The organism is Hydrocarboniphaga sp. (assembly GCF_965279055.1).
GTDB lineage: Bacteria > Pseudomonadota > Gammaproteobacteria > Nevskiales > Nevskiaceae > Hydrocarboniphaga.
Map to the genome: position 1 here is coordinate 3,043,471 of NZ_OZ257125.1, position 16,942 is coordinate 3,060,412.

The 16,942-nt window shown below is 66.1% G+C and carries 13 protein-coding genes, 1 tRNA gene and 1 pseudogene; 8 read left to right on the forward strand and 7 right to left on the reverse strand.

Annotation, left to right across the window (positions count from 1 at the left end; genetic code table 11):
• Positions 1 to 47 precede the first annotated feature (47 nt).
• Positions 48 to 2,642: an ATP-dependent chaperone ClpB gene (clpB, locus tag ACQZF9_RS13795; RefSeq protein ID WP_428309541.1), complete on the forward strand. Its 2,595-nt coding sequence runs from the start codon at positions 48 to 50 to the stop codon at positions 2,640 to 2,642.
• Between the two features lie 9 nt (positions 2,643 to 2,651).
• Here the strand turns inward: clpB and folE are convergent, their stop codons facing one another.
• Positions 2,652 to 3,248, reverse strand: coding sequence for a GTP cyclohydrolase I FolE (gene folE / locus ACQZF9_RS13800; protein WP_428313430.1), 597 nt, complete (start codon positions 3,246 to 3,248; stop codon positions 2,652 to 2,654).
• Between the two features lie 172 nt (positions 3,249 to 3,420).
• Here folE and ACQZF9_RS13805 point away from each other — a divergent pair, with 172 nt between their 5' ends.
• A complete protein-coding gene (locus tag ACQZF9_RS13805) occupies positions 3,421 to 4,419 on the forward strand; it encodes a MerR family transcriptional regulator (protein WP_428309542.1) in 999 nt (332 codons plus the stop codon).
• Here ACQZF9_RS13805 and ACQZF9_RS13810 read toward each other — a convergent pair.
• Positions 4,385 to 5,173, reverse strand: a complete 789-nt coding sequence (locus tag ACQZF9_RS13810) for an SDR family NAD(P)-dependent oxidoreductase (RefSeq protein ID WP_428309543.1) — start codon at positions 5,171 to 5,173, stop codon at positions 4,385 to 4,387. The genes ACQZF9_RS13805 and ACQZF9_RS13810 overlap by 35 nt on opposite strands.
• Positions 5,174 to 5,419: 246 nt before the next feature.
• Between ACQZF9_RS13810 and ACQZF9_RS13815 the strand changes: the two genes are divergently transcribed.
• Positions 5,420 to 5,740 carry a high-potential iron-sulfur protein gene (locus ACQZF9_RS13815; protein ID WP_428309544.1) on the forward strand — a complete coding sequence of 107 codons (321 nt, stop codon included), beginning with the start codon at positions 5,420 to 5,422 and terminating at the stop codon, positions 5,738 to 5,740.
• Between the two features lie 55 nt (positions 5,741 to 5,795).
• Here ACQZF9_RS13815 and ACQZF9_RS13820 read toward each other — a convergent pair whose 3' ends face one another.
• Positions 5,796 to 6,695, reverse strand: a complete 900-nt coding sequence (locus ACQZF9_RS13820; protein ID WP_428309545.1) for a DMT family transporter — start codon at positions 6,693 to 6,695, stop codon at positions 5,796 to 5,798.
• A 762-nt stretch (positions 6,696 to 7,457) separates the two neighbouring features.
• Between ACQZF9_RS13820 and ACQZF9_RS13825 the strand changes: the two genes are divergently transcribed.
• Positions 7,458 to 7,679, forward strand: a complete 222-nt coding sequence (locus tag ACQZF9_RS13825) for a hypothetical protein (RefSeq protein WP_428309546.1) — start codon at positions 7,458 to 7,460, stop codon at positions 7,677 to 7,679.
• Positions 7,680 to 7,820: 141 nt separating this feature from the next.
• Here ACQZF9_RS13825 and ACQZF9_RS13830 read toward each other — a convergent pair.
• The 3 genes and pseudogenes from ACQZF9_RS13830 to ACQZF9_RS13840 all read right to left on the reverse strand — a co-directional run.
• Positions 7,821 to 7,895, reverse strand: a tRNA-Val gene (locus ACQZF9_RS13830).
• 36 nt (positions 7,896 to 7,931) lie between these two features.
• Positions 7,932 to 8,372 carry a tRNA adenosine(34) deaminase TadA gene (tadA, locus tag ACQZF9_RS13835; protein ID WP_428313431.1) on the reverse strand — a complete coding sequence of 147 codons (441 nt, stop codon included), beginning with the start codon at positions 8,370 to 8,372 and terminating at the stop codon, positions 7,932 to 7,934.
• A gap of 117 nt (positions 8,373 to 8,489) precedes the next feature.
• Positions 8,490 to 8,753, reverse strand: a pseudogene (locus ACQZF9_RS13840) (DUF559 domain-containing protein); the annotation flags it as partial.
• A 313-nt stretch (positions 8,754 to 9,066) separates the two neighbouring features.
• Here ACQZF9_RS13840 and ACQZF9_RS13845 point away from each other — a divergent pair.
• Complete coding sequence (locus ACQZF9_RS13845; RefSeq protein ID WP_428309547.1) at positions 9,067 to 11,217, forward strand: TonB-dependent receptor family protein; 2,151 nt, start codon at positions 9,067 to 9,069, stop codon at positions 11,215 to 11,217.
• Positions 11,218 to 11,377: 160 nt separating this feature from the next.
• Here ACQZF9_RS13845 and ACQZF9_RS13850 read toward each other — a convergent pair whose 3' ends face one another.
• The gene (locus ACQZF9_RS13850; RefSeq protein ID WP_428309548.1) at positions 11,378 to 11,992 is read right to left on the reverse strand and encodes a TetR/AcrR family transcriptional regulator; all 615 of its coding nucleotides are present in this window, start codon (positions 11,990 to 11,992) and stop codon (positions 11,378 to 11,380) included.
• A 149-nt stretch (positions 11,993 to 12,141) separates the two neighbouring features.
• Between ACQZF9_RS13850 and ACQZF9_RS13855 the strand changes: the two genes are divergently transcribed.
• The 3 genes from ACQZF9_RS13855 to ACQZF9_RS13865 are packed head-to-tail and all read left to right on the forward strand — an operon-like array spanning position 12,142 to position 16,924.
• Entirely contained in the window at positions 12,142 to 13,305 is a 1,164-nt protein-coding gene (locus ACQZF9_RS13855) for an isovaleryl-CoA dehydrogenase (protein WP_428309549.1), read from the forward strand.
• 2 nt (positions 13,306 to 13,307) lie between these two features.
• Positions 13,308 to 14,915, forward strand: a complete 1,608-nt coding sequence (locus ACQZF9_RS13860; RefSeq protein WP_428309550.1) for a carboxyl transferase domain-containing protein — start codon at positions 13,308 to 13,310, stop codon at positions 14,913 to 14,915.
• 20 nt (positions 14,916 to 14,935) lie between these two features.
• Complete coding sequence (locus tag ACQZF9_RS13865) at positions 14,936 to 16,924, forward strand: acetyl/propionyl/methylcrotonyl-CoA carboxylase subunit alpha (RefSeq protein WP_428313432.1); 1,989 nt, start codon at positions 14,936 to 14,938, stop codon at positions 16,922 to 16,924.
• Positions 16,925 to 16,942 lie beyond the last annotated feature (18 nt).

A 16,942-nucleotide genomic window follows, 5' to 3' on the forward strand; every position in this document is an offset into this window, starting at 1 on the left:
CACCAGATAAAGCGCATCCGATTCAAGCCCATTAGGAGCCCGTGCTCATGCGCATGGACAAACTGACCAGCCGTTTTCAGCAGGCCCTGCAGGAGGCGCAAAGCCTCGCCGTGGGCCGTGACCACACCGCGATCGAGCCGCTGCATCTGGCGGCCGCGCTGCTCGACCTGCAGGACGCCGGCACCGGCGCGCTGCTGCAGTCGGCCGGAATCGACGTCGCCGGCCTGCGTAGCCGCATCCTCACCGCGCTCGACAGCGTCGCGACGATCCAGAATGCGACCGGCGACATCAGCGTCAGCCCGGAGCTGTCGCGCTTGCTCAACCTGACCGACAAGCTCGCGCAGCAGCACAAGGATCAGTTCATCTCCAGCGAGTTCTTCTTTCTCGCCGCGCTCGACGACAAGGGCGCGCTGGGCCGCGCGCTGAAGGATTCGGGCGCGCGCAAGGAGACGCTGAGCGCTGCAATCGACAAGCTGCGCGGCGGCGCCAAGGTGGACTCGGCCAATGCCGAGGAAAACCGCAAGTCGCTCGACAAATACACCATCGACCTGACCGAGCGCGCCGCCAGCGGCAAGCTCGATCCGGTGATCGGCCGCGACGAGGAAATCCGTCGCGTGATCCAGGTGCTGAGCCGTCGCACCAAGAACAACCCGACCTTGATCGGCGAACCCGGCGTCGGCAAGACCGCGATCGTCGAAGGCCTGGCGCAGCGCATCGTCAATGGCGAAGTGCCGGAGTCGCTCAAAGGCCGGCGGCTGCTGTCGCTGGATCTCGGCAGCCTGATCGCCGGCGCGAAATTCCGCGGCGAATTCGAAGAACGCCTGAAGAACGTGCTCGCTGACCTCGCCAAAGCCGAAGGCAGCGTGATCCTGTTCATCGACGAAATTCATACACTGGTCGGCGCCGGCAAGGCCGATGGCGCGATGGACGCCGGCAACATGCTCAAGCCGGCGCTGGCGCGCGGCGAGCTGCATTGCATCGGCGCGACCACGCTGGACGAATACCGCAAGTACATCGAGAAGGACGCCGCGCTGGAGCGCCGCTTCCAGAAAGTCTTCGTCGGCGAGCCCAGTGTCGAGGACAGCATCGCAATCCTGCGCGGGCTCAAGGAACGCTACGAAGTGCATCACGGCGTCGACATCACCGACGGCGCGCTGATCGCCGCCGCCAAGCTGTCGCACCGCTACATCACCGACCGCAACCTGCCGGACAAGGCGATCGACCTGGTCGACGAGGCCGCGTCGCGCATCCGCATCGAAATCGACTCCAAGCCCGAAGCGCTGGATCGTCTCTATCGCCGGCTGATACAGCTCAAAATCGAGCGCGAGGCGCTGAAGAAAGAGAAGGACGAAGGCGCCAAGCGTTCGCTGGCCGCGCTGGAAATCGACATCGCCAAGTTAGAGCGCGAATACAGCGACCTGGAAGAAACCTGGAAAGCCGAGAAAGCCTCGGTGACCGGCAGCGCCGGCGTGCGCGAAGAACTCGAACGAGTGAAGATCGAAATGGAAGCGGCGCGCCGCGCCGGCGATCTGGCGCGCATGGCCGAGCTGCAGTACGGCAAGATTCCGGAGCTGGAAGCGCGCATCGCCGCGACCGCGAGCAGCGAACAGAAGCAGAAGTTCACCTTGCTGCGCACCAGCGTCACCGAAGAGGAAATCGGTGAAGTGGTATCGCGCTGGACCGGCATCCCGGTCAGCAAGCTGCTCGAAGGCGAGCGCGAAAAACTGCTGCGCATGGAAGAGGCACTGCATCAGCGCGTGGTCGGCCAGGACGAGGCAGTCACCGCGGTCAGCAATGCGATCCGCCGCTCGCGCGCCGGCCTTGCCGACCCGAATCGTCCGATCGGCTCCTTCCTGTTTCTGGGTCCGACCGGCGTCGGCAAGACTGAGCTGTGCAAGGCACTGGCGAATTTTCTGTTCGACACCGAAGAGTCGATGGTGCGCATCGACATGAGCGAATACGGCGAGCGCCATAGCGTCGCTCGCCTTATCGGCGCGCCGCCGGGCTACGTCGGCTACGAGGAAGGCGGCCAGCTGACCGAGGCCGTGCGGCGTCGTCCGTACTCGGTGATTCTGCTCGACGAAACCGAGAAAGCGCATCCGGAAGTGTTCAACATCCTGCTGCAGGTGCTGGACGACGGCCGCCTGACCGACGGCCAGGGCCGCACCGTGGACTTCCGCAATGCGGTCGTGGTGATGACCTCCAACCTCGGCTCGCAGCTGATCCAGGACATGATGAGCACCAAATCGCATAGCAACGACTATGCGGCGATACGCGAGGCGGTGATGACCGTGGTCGGCCAGCATTTCCGGCCCGAGTTCATCAACCGCATCGACGAGGCGGTGGTGTTCCATCCGCTGGGCTCGACGCAGATCCGCTCGATCGCCCGCGTGCAGTCGCAGCATGTGATCAAGCGGCTCGCCGAGCGCGGCATCGCGATGCATTTCAGCGACGCGGCGCTCGACAAGCTCGCCGAGGCCGGCTACGACCCGGTGTACGGCGCGCGGCCGCTGAAGCGCGCGATCCAGACCCTGGTCGAAAATCCACTGGCGCGGCGCATTCTCGATGGTGAGTTCGCCAACGGCGACCGCATCGAGGTCACCGAGAAGGCCGGCGCGCTGGAGTTTCAGCGCGCCGCATAAAACCCGTCGCTAGGCGTTCGGCAGAAAGCGCAGGAACTGCGTCCGCGCGCTTTCGCTTTCGCGGAACTGGCCGAGCATCGTCGTCGTCACCATCGAGGCGTTCTGCTTCTCGACGCCGCGCATGGCCATGCACAGGTGGCGCGCCTCGATCACTACGGCCACGCCCTTGGCACGGGTGAGTCTTTCGATGCAGCGCGCAATCTGGTCGGTCAGGTTCTCCTGGATCTGCAGACGCCGCGCGAACACGTCGACGATGCGCGGAATCTTGGACAGGCCGATGACCTTGCCGGCCGGCAGGTAGGCGACGTGGACCTTGCCGTGAAACGGCAGGATGTGGTGCTCGCACAGCGAATAGAACTCGATGTCGCGCACCACCACCATGTCGCGGTTGGCGGAGTCGAAGATCGCCCCGTTGAGCAGACGGTCGACGTCCTCGCTGTAGCCGTGAGTCAGAAACTCGAAAGCCTTGGCCGCCCTTAGCGGCGTCCCGGCCAGACCCTGGCGATCCAGGTCTTCTCCCACGCCGGCCAGCAATTGGCGGTAAAGCGACGCCAGCGGGTGGCTTTCGCGGCCTGAGCCTACATCGGGCCTATCTTCCAGCGACATGCCGGAGGGCGGCAAAAAGTCATCCATCGCGCTTTCCTGATCAAGAGATGAATCGAAAGCGGATGCTACACACTTTTCCCATTCAATACCTATACAATTTCGGCAAGCGGCGCGTGGTGCGTTGCGGATGTATAGGCTTGCACCGTCCACCGCCGGGCCCGAACCAACTCCGATGCCGAAATCCCAGAAGCGCCCCGATCCCGCCACCGGCGGCCAGTACCGCATCGCCGCGGTGTCCAAGCTGGTCGGCATGCCGGTGCCGACGATCCGCATGTGGGAGCACCGCTACGCCGTCGTCACACCGGCCCGCAGCGCGGCCAACGGCCGCCTGTACACGCGCGCCGACATCGACCGGCTGATGCTGCTCAAGACCGCCGTCGATGCAGGTCACGCGATCAGCACGGTCGCCGCGCTGAGCGACGATCAGATCCAGCGCCGGCTGGTCGAATCACCGAAGCCGATCGGCAGCCGCAGCGCGGATGCCTGCCAGGTCCTCGTTTGCGGCAATGGCCTTGCCGAGCAGTTGCGCGCGGCGTGGGCGACGCGCAGCGATCTGGTCGTCTCGGCGACGCTTCCGGCGATGCCCGGCGGCGGTCATGCCGACGCGGGGCGCAGCGAGGCGGTGATCGTCGAGGCGCCGACGCTGCATGCCAGCTCCAGCCGCAGCCTGCGCCAGCTGCGTTCGCTGACGCGGTGCCGCGTGATGATCGTGGTCTACGGCTTCGCCAGCCGCCAGACGCTGGCGCGACTCGACCAGGAGGGCATCATCGTGCTGGCGATGCCCGCCGATCCGGCGCAGCTGGCGCGGATCTGCCTGCTCGGCCTGGCGATGCAGTCCGAGCCGGTCGGCAGCGTCGAGCGGCGCCTGATGCAGCCGGCCGCGCCGCGCCGCTACGACGAGGCGTTTCTTGCCCGCGTCGCCGGCCTGCCCAGCGTCATCGGCTGCGAATGCCCCAACCACCTCGCGGACCTGCTCGGCAAGCTCAACGCCTTCGAGCAATACAGCCTGGAGTGTGAAAGCGCCGGCACCGCCGAGGCCTCGGTGCATGCGCTGCTGTATTCCGCCGCGGCCCAATGCCGCGAAATGCTCGAGCGCGCCCTTGGCCGCGTGCTCGAACACGAGGGTATCGACGACCCTACGGCGTCGGCGTCGCCCGCACCAGCGGCCTGACCGCGGTGAAACCGCCGTCCAGGGACAGCACCTGTCCGGTCATCCAGCTGTCTTCATCGAGCAACTGCATGGCCCAGCCGGCGGTTTCGGCCACGCGGCCCAGCCTCGCCAGCGGGTACTGGACCGTCACCGCCTGACGCGAGCGCTCGCCGCGCGTGAAGCCCTCAGTCATCGGCGTTTCGGTCAGCCCCAGCGCGATGGCATTGATGCGCCGCCCACGCGGCGACCAGTCGGCCGCCAGTGCGCGCACCAGGCCCTCGACACCGGCCTTGGCCGCCGCCACCGCGGCGTGCCCCGGCGTGCCGATCCGCGCCGCGACCGAGCTGAACAACACCGCCGCGCCGCCCGGCGCATCGCCGCGAGCCCGCCCGTACGCCTGCAGCGTGAAGAATGCGGAATCGAGATTGGCCGCCATCACCTGGCGCCAGTGATCCTCGCTGCAGCGCTCGATCGGCCCCAGCTTCACATTGCCGGCGGCGTGGCACAGCCGTGACGGCGCCTCGCCGAAATGCGCGACGGCCGCATCGAAGGCCGCTGCTGCACCGTCGGCGGTGCTGACATCGGCGACCACGTAGAGGCTGCGAGCCGAATCCGAAACGCCGGCCAGCGAGGGCTCGGGCGGGCGTCGCGACACCGCCGCCACCCGCCAGCCGCGCGCAAGCGCCGCGCCGATCACGCCCTGGCCGATGCCGCCGCCAGCACCGGTCACCAGCAACAGCGGCGGCGACGGATCGCTCGACATATCAACGCTCATGGACGACTCCAGAAAAGACAGAGGCCGGCAGGGCCGGCCTCAATAGAGGTGATGAACGCCCAGCCTCGGGGGGAGAAGGGGGCGTCGGGCATCACCGGTGCGAGACTGCAGTATCCGCACGCGTGTGGCTTTTGTAAAGTTTTTGTATGGATTATTGATAAATAAAGCTGTACAACACGGATGTGCCCGCCCAAGGGTACAAGACTCTCCCTATCAGCCAGTGCCTACAGCCAACAGGAAACGTCCATGAACCCTCCCAACACCCGTCGCCGGTTTCTCGGTCTGTGCGGCGCCGCCGCCCTCGCCACCTTTCCGGCCCGCAGCTTTGCCCAGAGCGCCGCCAAGCTCGACCTCAACGACCCGACCGCCAAGGCGCTCGGTTATGTCGAGAACGTCGCCAGCCTGAAGCCGGGCCAGGAATCCGCACTGAAGCCCGGCAGCCATTGCGGCAACTGCGCGCTCTACGCCACCGCGCAGGAGAAAGCCGGACATGCGCCCTGCGGCGCTTTCGGCGGCAAGCTGGTCGCCAAGAACGGCTGGTGCCGAGCCTACGGCCCAGCCGCCTGATCAGCGCTACCGCGGATCGTGGCCCGGGTGAAACCCGGCCACGAGCGCTGCCGTCCTACGCCTTGCGATTCACCAGCACGATGCCGGCGAGCACCAGCACCGCGCCGCCGATGAAACGCGGATCGAGCGGATCACCGAGCAGCAGCACGCCGAAGCTGACGCCGAACATCGGTGTCAGAAACGAGAACGCCGACAGCCGCGATGCCAGGTAGTGGCGCAACAGCCAGAACCAGGCGAGAAAGCTGGCGAAGGCCACGCCCACGCCCTGGAACGCGAGGCTCGCCCAAGCCACGGGCGTCATCGTCACCGCGTGCCACTGCCCCATGAGTGCCCCCGCGATCAGCAGCAACAGAGCACCCACCGCCAGCTGATACAGCAAGGTCTGCATCGGCGGCGCCTCCGACAGCGAGGAGCCGCGAATCAGCAGCGTCGTCGCGCTCCACATCAAGCCGCCGATCACGCCGAGCGCGTCGCCGATCAGCATCTCGTGCGAGTTCTGCGACGAGGCAGCAAAGCCGTTGGAGAAGGCCAGCGCCAGGCCGGCAAACGCGAGCAGCACCCCGATCCACTGCGTGCTGCGCAAATGCTCACCGGCGACGAAGAAATGCAGACCCAGCGCGGTGAAGATCGGCGCGGTGTACAGAAACACCACCAGGTGCGAGGCCGTGGTGTATTGCAGGCCCAGGCCGACCATCAGGAACTCGCCGGCGAACAAGGCACCGGCGCCGAGCCCGGCGAGCAGGCGGCCGTCGCGCAGCGAGAACGATTCGCGGCGGGCTGCCATCAACGCGATCAACAGCACGGTGCCGATCAGCGAGCGCAGACCGTTCTGCATCACCGGATGCAGCGACGGCGCCGCCAGCTTCATCGCGATCTGCTGAAAACCCCAGCAGGCGCACAGCACGACCATCAGGCCAACGGCAAGGCCGTCGAGAGGTTTACGCAAAGTCGACATTTTCTGGCAGTGGTCAGCGCGATTCGACGTGGACCTGGACAAGGCATCGCAGGCCCGATGATGCAGCGGCGCCGCCGAAAGGGGCGCCATCGTTTCACAACACCAGGCTCGATGGAATCGCCGCCGCGTCCGGGATTCGCCAGGGCCGTCGACATCAGCCGCTCACGAGCCAGGCGCGGCGAGCTGTTGTCGAACTTCATCGCGGGCTGTCCTGCATCCGCAACCGGCCGGCGGCCGTTACTCGCTGCGAGGCCTTCAAACCCTTTTTGACGGCTTTGCCCCGCCTCCGGGGCGCTTCGACTCTTGGGCGGACGATGTCCGCCTTTTTTTTGCCGCTTGCGCGGCGGAAATATCGATGCCCAAAGAAAAGCCCCGCAGGGGAACGGGGCTTGAAGTGCCGGACGCTTTCAGGTCGGCTGTCTTCATAGGGAGTTGGTGCAGAAGACGAGGCTAGATTGAAGCCGATGGCGGTCGCCGTCTGCTTTTTGCGGCTCAGCGGTACCGATGGGCAGAGACCCGGCGGCAGCCGCCGTGAGCGGGGATCCGTGATCCGGAACTTCGCCTGGGAAATGCACCGGCAGACTGGGCGACCTCCGCGCCGAACGTGACGGCTCGAAGCGGTCCCGTGGGCGCCTGGCGCGTGCGCCTTCGAATCGACGATTTCGCCGGGCCTGCGGCGTAACCGTGTTCAGCCGGAAATCATTCGCCCGGCCCAATATCGCGGCCGCAACCTCAAACCGGCCACGTTCACTGGGAGCGAACATGCAACTCGAAGCACGCACCGCCTCTGCGTTGAAAGTCGTTTCTCCGATGAGTCGTACAGAGCAGCTGGAAGCCGATCTCGCACTGATGAAGGACTATCTCCAGATGTGCTTTCGGAAAGAGGATTGGCACGGCGTGATGGACGCCTCCGCCGACATTCGCGAAATCGTCGCCAAGCTCAGCGTGCTGCGCGAGATGCCTGCCAAGCCGCTCAACAGCTGAATCCAGGACCTGCAAAACGGCGGACTCTCGCTTGGCCGGTCGTGCTGCCCTAACGCCTGGCTCACTGCAGCACATCGGAACCCAATGGCCGAAACGAAAAAAGCCCGGCGCGGAACCGGGCTTTATAACTACTTGAATTCTTGGTGGATAGTACAGGGATTGAACCTGTGACCCCCGCCGTGTGAAGGCGATGCTCTACCGCTGAGCTAACTATCCGAAGGGCGCGAATGATAGTGCCCGCCCCGGGGTGCGTCAACGCGGCGCGCGGCGTTCGCGAAAGAATTCGCGCAGCAGTTCGGCGGCCTCGGCCTCGAGCACGCCGCCGCGCCATTCCAGCTGGTGGTTCAGCCGCGGCCTTGCGATCACGTCGTAGACCGAGTCGACGGCGCCGGCCCTGGGGTCGCGTGCGGCGAACACCAGGCGCGATACGCGCGCGTGGATGATCGCGCCGGCGCACATCACGCAGGGCTCCAGCGTTACATACAGCGTTGTGCCGGGGAGCCGGTAGTTGGCGAGTTTCTGGCCGGCGCTGCGCATCGCCTGCATCTCGGCGTGGGCGCTGGCGTCGTGCAGCGTGATCGGCAGGTTCCAGCCTTCGCTGATCAGTTCGCCGTCGTCGCCGACCAGCACCGCGCCCACCGGCACTTCGCCGGCTTCGGCGGCATGCCTGGCGACTCTCAGCGCCTGGCGCATCCAGTGTTCGTCTTCGGCTTTCTGCGCGCCGTTGCCATTGCTGAGAGCGGCCTCGGGCAGTTCGGCGATGATGCTGTCGACGACGTCGGCGGTGTGCTCGATCACGTCCTGGCTGCGGAAGCGCAGCACCTGAAAGCCCTCGGCCTGCAGCCAGTGCTCGCGATCGGCGTCGACGGCCGAGGCCGCGTCCAGGCCGGCGTCGATCTCGACGACGATCTTCGGATCCCGGCAGACGAAGTTCACCACGTAGGGCCCGACCGCCTCGTCGCGACGGAAGCGGCAGCCCGGCATCTTGCGACGCAGATGGGGCCAGAGCTTGAGTTCGGCGTCGCTGGGGCGGCGGCGCGCGGGTGGCGCTGCGGCTGCTTGGCTTTCCTCCATCGTCGACGGCCCCGGTTGCGGTATGCGCGCCGATGCTACGCGGCGCGGCCGCGGGCCGACAATGCCGCGACGAATCGTGACAATCGCGCGTGCCCGCAGCGTGTAGAGTGCGGGCGGCGCAAGCCGCGCGCCGCACGCGACACAGCGACTGTCTCAGCTTTGACGCAGAAGCGGCGACAACTGCTCCAGCCGCTGCGACCAATGCGGGCCGCTGCGCCGCAAAACCGGCCGTGCGCGGTCCGCCGCGGCGCTGGCATGGTCGATGCGCTGCAGCCGCAAACTGCAACACCATAAAACTACTCGGGGAGAACTCATGCGTCGTCCAGTCATCGCCAGCGCCTGCCGCATTGCCGGCGGGCTCATCGCCGTCGCCGCGAGCAGCACGGTGGGCGCGCAAAGCGGCGCCGACACGCAGGCTCCTGCCGAGCTGGAGACGGTGACCGTGACTGCCACGCGCCTGCCCTCGCCGGCCTTCGACGTGCCGGCCTCGATCGACAGCGTCGGCGGCGACGATCTGCACGGCAATTCGCTGGGCGTGAACCTGTCGGAAGCGCTACCGTCGATCGCCGGCCTGCTGGCGCGCGATCGGCAGAATTACGCGCAGGACACGCAGATTTCGATCCGCGGTTTCGGCTCACGCTCGACCTTCGGCGTGCGCGGCGTGCGCCTGTACCTGGACGGCATTCCGGCGACGCAACCCGACGGCCAGGGCCAGGTCTCGCACTTCAACATGGGCTCGGCGGATCGCGTGGAGGTGCTGCGCGGGCCGTTCTCCGCGATGTATGGCAACAGCTCCGGTGGCGTCATACAGATGTTCACCGCCGACGGCAGCGATGAGCCCATTGTTTCCGGCAGCGTCGCCGGCGGCAGCTTCGGTACCTGGCGCAGCAGCATCGGCGTGCGCGCCAGCCTCGATCCTGCCAAGACCATCGACTACAACGTCAACTACGCCGCGTTTCACACCGACGGCTTCCGCGACCACAGCGAGGCGCGGCGTCAATCCTTCAACGGCAAGGTCGGCTGGCAGCTCTCCACCGACAGCAAGCTGACCTTCGTGCTGAATTCATTTTCGGCACCCAATGCGCAGGATCCGCTGGGCCTGACGCGCGCGCAGTTCGACGACAAGCCCAGCCAGGCGACGTCGGTGGCCACGCAGTTCAACACGCGCAAGAGCGCCGATCAGACCCAGGGCGGCGCGATCTACGACTGGCGCATCAGCGACACGCAGAGCCTTCGCGTGCTCGGCTATTACGGCGAGCGCAACGTCGAGCAATACCTGGCGATCCCGATCAGCGCGCAGGCCAATCCCCGGCATTCCGGCGGCGTGGTCGATCTGGGCACCGACTACGGCGGCAGCGACGCGCGCTGGACTTATGCCGACTTGCTCGGCGGCCGACGCTTCAGCCTGGTCGCTGGCGTCAGCTACGACGACCTGTCGCAGCAGCGCCGCGGCTACAACGACTACATCGGCACGCAGCTCGGCGTCAAAGGCGCACTGCGCCGCGACGAAACCGATCAGGTCTACGATTTCGACCAGTATCTGCAGGCGAGCTACGACTTTGCCGATCGCTGGTCGGCGCTGGCCGGCGTGCGTCACAGCTCGGTCAAGTTCGACTCCGACGATCACTACCTCGCCAACGGCGACGACAGCGGCAAGGCCGACTATTCGGCGACCACGCCGGTCGCCGGCGTGGTTTTCAAACCCACCGACGCGCTGCGTTTTTACGGTGCTTACGGCGAAGGCTTCGAGACGCCGACGTTTGCCGAGCTGGCCTACACCAACGGCAGCGCCGGCCTGAACTTCGGCCTCGACCCGGCGAAGACGCGCAATGCCGAAGTCGGCATGAAGCTGCGCCTGCGGCCGAAGACCGAATTCGATCTGGCCGTTTTCCAGGCCAAAACCAACAACGAACTCGCCATCGCCAGCAACAGCGGCGGCCGCTCGACCTACCTGAACATCGGCCACACCCGGCGCCAGGGTGTCGAGAGCAGCCTGACCACCGAGCTGGTCCGCGATCTGCGCCTGCAGCTCGCCTACACCTGGCTCGATGCGACCGTGCGCGACGACTACCAGACCTGCTCGGGCACGCCGTGCACGGTGCTCAACGCCACGGTCGACTCCGGCAGCCAGATTCCCGGCGTGCCCAAGAGCAGCGCCTACGGCGCGCTGAACTGGGGCAAGTCCGCCGGCTGGAACGCGGAGTTGGACGCGCGCTACATCGGCAAGGTCGCGGTCAACGACGTCAACTCCGAGTCGGCGCCTTCATACAGCCTGTTCGGCGCCGGCCTCGGCTATATCTTCGAGCTGCCGCACTGGCGCGTGCGCAACTTCATCCGCGTCGACAACCTGCTGGACAAGGACTATGTCGGCTCGGTGATCGTCAACGACGGCAACGGTCGCTACTACGAGCCGGGCCCGGGACGCAGCGTGCTGGCGGGTGTGAATCTCGACTGGAAGTACTGAGGCTTCGCGGGAATGAGGCTTGGCGGCTTAAAACACACTCCGTTCGTCCCGAGTAGCGGGCTTTAGCCCGCGTATCGAGGGACCGGATCGCGGTCGGGGTCCCTCGATACGCCGCGATGCGGCTACTCGGGACGAACGGGGTGTGCGATATCCGCCACGATCACTCCGCCGCGCCGACCACCGCGCGCACGCAGAAATCCGCGATCGCATCCACCAGTTTCTTGCCGCTGGCCGCTGGCTTGGTCGTCGGCGCGACCGGTCGCGTCAAAGCTTCGGTAAAGGCACCGACGATGCAGGCGGCGCTGACATCGACCGACTGCTTCGGGAACTCGCCGCTGGCGATGCCGTTGCGCAGCACGGTCTTGAACACCTCGCCGAAGCGCTCGCGGCACAGGATACGTGCGGCATCGACTTCTGGATCGGCCGGTTCTGCGATGAACGCGTAGGCCAGGTGCGGACCTTCCAGCGCGCGTGAGGCGAACGAGCGCACCGCCGCGCGCAAGCGCTCGGTGTCCGTGCCTGGCTTGACGATGATGCCCTGCAGGATCGCGACTTCGTAGTCGACCGCGCTGGTCAGCACCTCGACGAACAGATCGGCCTTTGACGGAAAGTAGCGGTAGATCGCGCCGGTCGACAGCCCGGCAACCTGCGACACCGCGGTGATCGAGGCCTCGCGCAGGCCGCCGCCGGCGATCAGCTTGCGCGCCGCCAGCAGGATGCGCTCGCGGTTGTCCGCGAGCCGCTCTTCCATCAATGCCGATCTTCGGTAAGCCATGTCGGTTGCAAAGTAGCGAACGTTGCTTCGATTAGTGAATTATGCTTCACTTCTTTGCGGCCCGCACCTGTCGACGGCGGCCGACACCCCTTATTCGTGAGCAGCGGCGGCGCGTAACCGACCGTGGCCCAGCCCTGGAGAGCGCGCAGATGTCCTTCACCTCCCTCAATTTCGACCTCGGTAGCGATGTCGACGCGCTGCGCGATCTGACGCAGCAGTTCGCCAGCCGCGAAGTCGCGCCGCTGGCCGCCGAAGCCGATCGCATCAACGAGTTCCCGAACCAGCTGTGGCGCAAGTTCGGCGAGCTCGGCCTGCTGGGCCTGACCGTCGAAGAGGAATTCGGCGGCACCAACATGGGCTATCTGGCGCATGTGATCGCGATGGAAGAAATCTCGCGCGCCTGTTCGGCCATCGGTCTTTCCTACGGCGCGCACTCGAACCTGTGCGTGAACCAGCTGCGCAAGAACGGCAGCCCGGCGCAGAAGCAGAAGTATCTGCCGAGGCTGATCAGCGGCGAACACATCGGCGCGCTGGCAATGAGCGAGCCAGGCGCCGGCTCCGACGTGGTCAGCATGAAGCTGCGCGCCGACAAACGCGGCGACCGCTACGTGCTCAACGGCAACAAGATGTGGATCACCAACGGCCCCGACGCGAACACCTTGATCGTCTACGCCAAGACCGACATCAACGCCGGCTCGAAAGGCATCACCGCCTTCATCATCGAAAAAGGCTTCAAGGGTTTCAGCACCGCGCAGAAGCTCGACAAGCTCGGCATGCGCGGCAGCAACACCTGCGAGCTGGTATTCGTCGATTGCGAAGTGCCGGAAGAAAACGTGCTCGGTACCGTCGGCCGCGGCGTCAACGTGCTGATGTCGGGCCTCGACTACGAGCGCGTGGTGCTGTCCGGCGGCCCGCTCGGCATCATGGCCGCGTGTCTGGACGTGGTCGTGCCCTATCTGCACGAGCGCAAGCAGTTTGGTCAGAGCATCGGCGAATTCCAGCTGATGCAGGGCAAGATTGCCGACATGTACGTCGGTCTGAATGCCTGCCGCGCCTATGTCTACGCCGTGGCGCGCGCCTGCGATCGCGGCGAAACCACGCGCAAGGATGCGGCCGGCGCGATCCTGTATTCGGCCGAGAAAGCCACGTGGATGGCCGGCCAGGCGATACAGGCGCTCGGCGGCAACGGCTACATCAACGACTACTCCACCGGCCGGCTGTGGCGCGACGCCAAGCTGTATGAGATCGGCGCCGGCACCTCGGAAATCCGCCGCATGCTGATCGGCCGCGAACTGTTCAACGAATCGGTCTGACCATGTCCATCATCCAGTCCAAGATCCGCACCGGCAGCGACGAGTTCAAGGCCAATGCCGCGGCGCTGCGCGCGCAGGTCGACGAGCTGCGCGCGAAGACCGCGGAAGCGGCGCTCGGCGGCAGCGAGTCCGCGCGCCAGAAGCACACCGCGCGCGGCAAGCTGCTGGTGCGCGAGCGTATCGACGCGCTGCTCGACCCGGGCAGTGCGTTCCTGGAGATTTCGCCGCTGGCCGCCAACGGCATGTATGGCGGCGAAATCCCCAGCGCCGGCGCGGTTGCCGGCATCGGCCGCATCAGCGGCCGCGAATGCGTGATCGTCGCCAACGACGCCACCGTCAAGGGCGGCACCTACTACCCGATCACGGTCAAGAAGCATCTGCGCGCGCAGGAGATCGCGAAGGAAAATCGGCTGCCCTGCGTGTATCTGGTCGATTCCGGCGGCGCCTTTCTGCCGATGCAGGACGATGTGTTCCCCGACAAGGAGCACTTCGGCCGCATCTTCTACAACCAGGCGAATCTGTCGGCCTTGCAGATTCCGCAGATCGCCTGCGTGATGGGCTCCTGCACCGCCGGTGGCGCCTACGTGCCGGCGATGTCCGATGAAACCGTCATCGTCAAGAATCAGGGCACGATCTTTCTCGGTGGCCCGCCGCTGGTGAAGGCCGCGACCGGCGAAGTGGTCAGCGCCGAAGATCTCGGCGGCGCCGACGTGCACACGCGCATCTCCGGCGTCGCCGATCACTTCGCCGAGAACGATCACCACGCGCTGTCGCTAGTGCGCCGCATCGTCTCCAACCTGAACCTGCAGAAAAATCCCGGCGTCGACCTGCAGCCGCCGGAAGAGCCGCTGTACGATCCGGAAGAAATCTACGGCATCATCCCGGCCGACACGCGCAAGCCCTATGACGTGCGCGAAGTCATCGCGCGCATCGTCGATGGCTCGCGCTTCGACGAATTCAAGGCTCGCTACGGCGCGACCCTGGTGTGCGGCTTCGCGCACATCCACGGCTATCCGGTCGGCATCGTCGCCAACAACGGCATCCTGTTTTCCGAGTCCGCGCAGAAAGGCGCGCACTTCATCGAACTCTGCGGCCAGCGCAACATCCCGCTGGTGTTCCTGCAGAACATCACCGGCTTCATGGTCGGGCGCAAATACGAGAACGGCGGCATTGCGAAAGACGGCGCCAAGCTGGTCACCGCGGTCGCCACCGTGCAGGTACCGAAGTTCACCGTGCTGATCGGCGGCTCCTTCGGCGCCGGCAACTACGGCATGTGCGGCCGCGCCTATTCACCGCGCTTCCTGTGGAGCTGGCCGAATTCGCGCATCTCGGTGATGGGCGGCGAGCAGGCCGCGAGCGTGCTCGCCACGGTGCGTCGCGACGGCCTGGAAGCACAGGGCAAAACCTGGAGCGCCGAGGACGAAGAGAAGTTCAAGGCACCGACACGTGCGCAGTTCGACCTGCAGGGCAACCCCTACTATGCGACTGCACGCTTGTGGGACGACGGCATCGTCGACCCGGCGCAGACGCGTCGCCTGCTCGGCCTCGGCTTGTCGGCCGCATTGAACGCTCCGATACCGCCGACGCGTTTCGGCGTGTTCAGAATGTGATGGATCGAAATCCCATGAAACTGTTCACCAAGATCCTGATCGCGAACCGCGGCGAAATCGCCTGCCGCATCATCAAGACCTGCCGCAAGCTCGGCATCCGCAGCGTCGCCGTGTACTCGGAAGCCGACGCCGGCAGCCGCCACGTGCGTCTCGCCGACGAGGCCTATTGCGTCGGCCCGGCAGCCTCGCGCGAAAGTTATCTGCAGATTCCGAAAATCATCGAAGCCGCCAAGCGCAGTGGCGCGCAGGCGATTCATCCGGGCTACGGCTTCCTGTCCGAGAACGAAGCGTTTGCAGAAGCCTGCCGCGTCGCCGGCATCGTCTTCATCGGCCCGCCGGTGGAAGCGATCCGCGCGATGGGCTCCAAGTCCGCGGCGAAATCGCTGATGGAGAAAGCCAAGGTGCCGCTGGTGCCGGGCTATCACGGAGACGAGCAGGCACCGGCATTTTTGCGCGGAAAAGCCGACGAAATCGGCTATCCGGTGCTGATCAAGGCCACCGCTGGCGGCGGCGGCAAGGGCATGCGCGTGGTCGAGGCCAGCGCCGATTTCGAGGCCGCACTCGCGTCCTGCCAGCGCGAAGCCAAGGCCAGCTTCGGTGACGAGCGCGTACTGGTCGAGAAATATCTGGCGCGTCCGCGGCACATCGAAATCCAGGTGTTCGCGGACACGCAGGGCAACACCATCAGCCTGCACGAGCGTGACTGCTCGGCGCAGCGCCGTCACCAGAAAGTCGTCGAGGAAGCGCCGGCGCCGAGCATCAGCGCGGCGCAGCGCGCACAGATGGGCGCCACCGCCTGCGCCGCCGCACGCGCGGTCGGCTACGTCGGCGCCGGCACGGTCGAGTTCATCGCAGACCAGAGCGGCGCGTTCTACTTCATGGAAATGAACACGCGCCTGCAGGTCGAGCACCCGGTCACCGAGATGATCACCGGTCTGGATCTGGTCGAGTGGCAGCTGCGCATCGCCGCCGGCGAAGCGCTGCCGCTGACCCAGGAGCAGGTACCGCTGCGCGGCCACTCGATTGAAGTGCGCGTGTATGCAGAAGAACCCGAGAACGGCTTCCTGCCGTCGATCGGCAAGCTGCTGCACTTCGTGCCGCCGGGCGAATCGCTCAACGTGCGCATCGACAGCGGCATCGATCAGGGCGACGAAATCAGCCCGCACTACGATCCGATGCTGGCCAAGCTGATCGTCTGGGACGAAACGCGCGAGCGCGCCGTCGAGCGCATGCTCGCCGCACTCGCCGACTTCCAGATCGTCGGCGTCGGCAACAACATCGCCTTCCTGTCGCGCCTGGTAGGGCACGCCGAATTCCGCGACGGCCAGGTCGACACCGGCCTGATCGAACGCGAGCGCGACGTGCTGCTGACGCCGGCGCCGGTGGACATCGCCGACGCGTCGAAGGCCGCGGCGCTGTGGATCATCGCCGACGAAGCACGTCGCTCGACAGAAAAGACCTCGCTCGGCAACGACCGCTATTCGCCATGGAGCGTCAACGACGGCTGGCGCATCAACGGTGCGCTGACGCGCAGCTTCCAGTTCTTCAGCGGCGAGCAGACTCACAGCCTGAGCCTGCGCTACGACGCGCGTGCGATCAGTGTCGACGGCGAGCCGGCGCGCATCGAACACACTCAGGGATCGGCGCTGCGCTACGCGATCGGCGCCCGTCACAGCGAAGCCGACGTGGTCCGCGTCGGCGATCAGCTCAACGTGTTCCTGCTCGGCCGCCACCATCGCCTGAACCTGTTCGATCCGCTGGCCCAGGCCGGCGCCGACCAGGCCCACGACGGCGGCCTGACCGCGCCGATGCCCGGCAAGATCATCGCGCTGCAGGCCGAAGTCGGCACCGAAGTCGACAAGGGCGCGCCGCTGATCGTCATGGAGGCGATGAAGATGGAGCACACGCTATGCGCGCCGGCCAAGGGCCGCGTCAAAGCCTGGCTGTGCAGCGTCGGCGAGCAGGTCAAGGACGGCGCCGAGCTGGTCGAGTTCGAGGCGAGCAAGTAGCGAACGCTGCCTCTGTAG

Coding starts and splice junctions, on each gene's coding strand:
- clpB (WP_428309541.1), top strand. CDS start 48: ATGCGCATGGACAAACTGACCAGCCGTTTTCAGCAGGCCCTGCAGGAG.
- folE (WP_428313430.1), bottom strand. CDS start 3,248: ATGTCGCTGGAAGATAGGCCCGATGTAGGCTCAGGCCGCGAAAGCCAC.
- ACQZF9_RS13805 (WP_428309542.1), top strand. CDS start 3,421: ATGCCGAAATCCCAGAAGCGCCCCGATCCCGCCACCGGCGGCCAGTAC.
- ACQZF9_RS13810 (WP_428309543.1), bottom strand. CDS start 5,173: ATGAGCGTTGATATGTCGAGCGATCCGTCGCCGCCGCTGTTGCTGGTG.
- ACQZF9_RS13815 (WP_428309544.1), top strand. CDS start 5,420: ATGAACCCTCCCAACACCCGTCGCCGGTTTCTCGGTCTGTGCGGCGCC.
- ACQZF9_RS13820 (WP_428309545.1), bottom strand. CDS start 6,695: ATGTCGACTTTGCGTAAACCTCTCGACGGCCTTGCCGTTGGCCTGATG.
- ACQZF9_RS13825 (WP_428309546.1), top strand. CDS start 7,458: ATGCAACTCGAAGCACGCACCGCCTCTGCGTTGAAAGTCGTTTCTCCG.
- tadA (WP_428313431.1), bottom strand. CDS start 8,372: ATGCGCCAGGCGCTGAGAGTCGCCAGGCATGCCGCCGAAGCCGGCGAA.
- ACQZF9_RS13845 (WP_428309547.1), top strand. CDS start 9,067: ATGCGTCGTCCAGTCATCGCCAGCGCCTGCCGCATTGCCGGCGGGCTC.
- ACQZF9_RS13850 (WP_428309548.1), bottom strand. CDS start 11,992: ATGGCTTACCGAAGATCGGCATTGATGGAAGAGCGGCTCGCGGACAAC.
- ACQZF9_RS13855 (WP_428309549.1), top strand. CDS start 12,142: ATGTCCTTCACCTCCCTCAATTTCGACCTCGGTAGCGATGTCGACGCG.
- ACQZF9_RS13860 (WP_428309550.1), top strand. CDS start 13,308: ATGTCCATCATCCAGTCCAAGATCCGCACCGGCAGCGACGAGTTCAAG.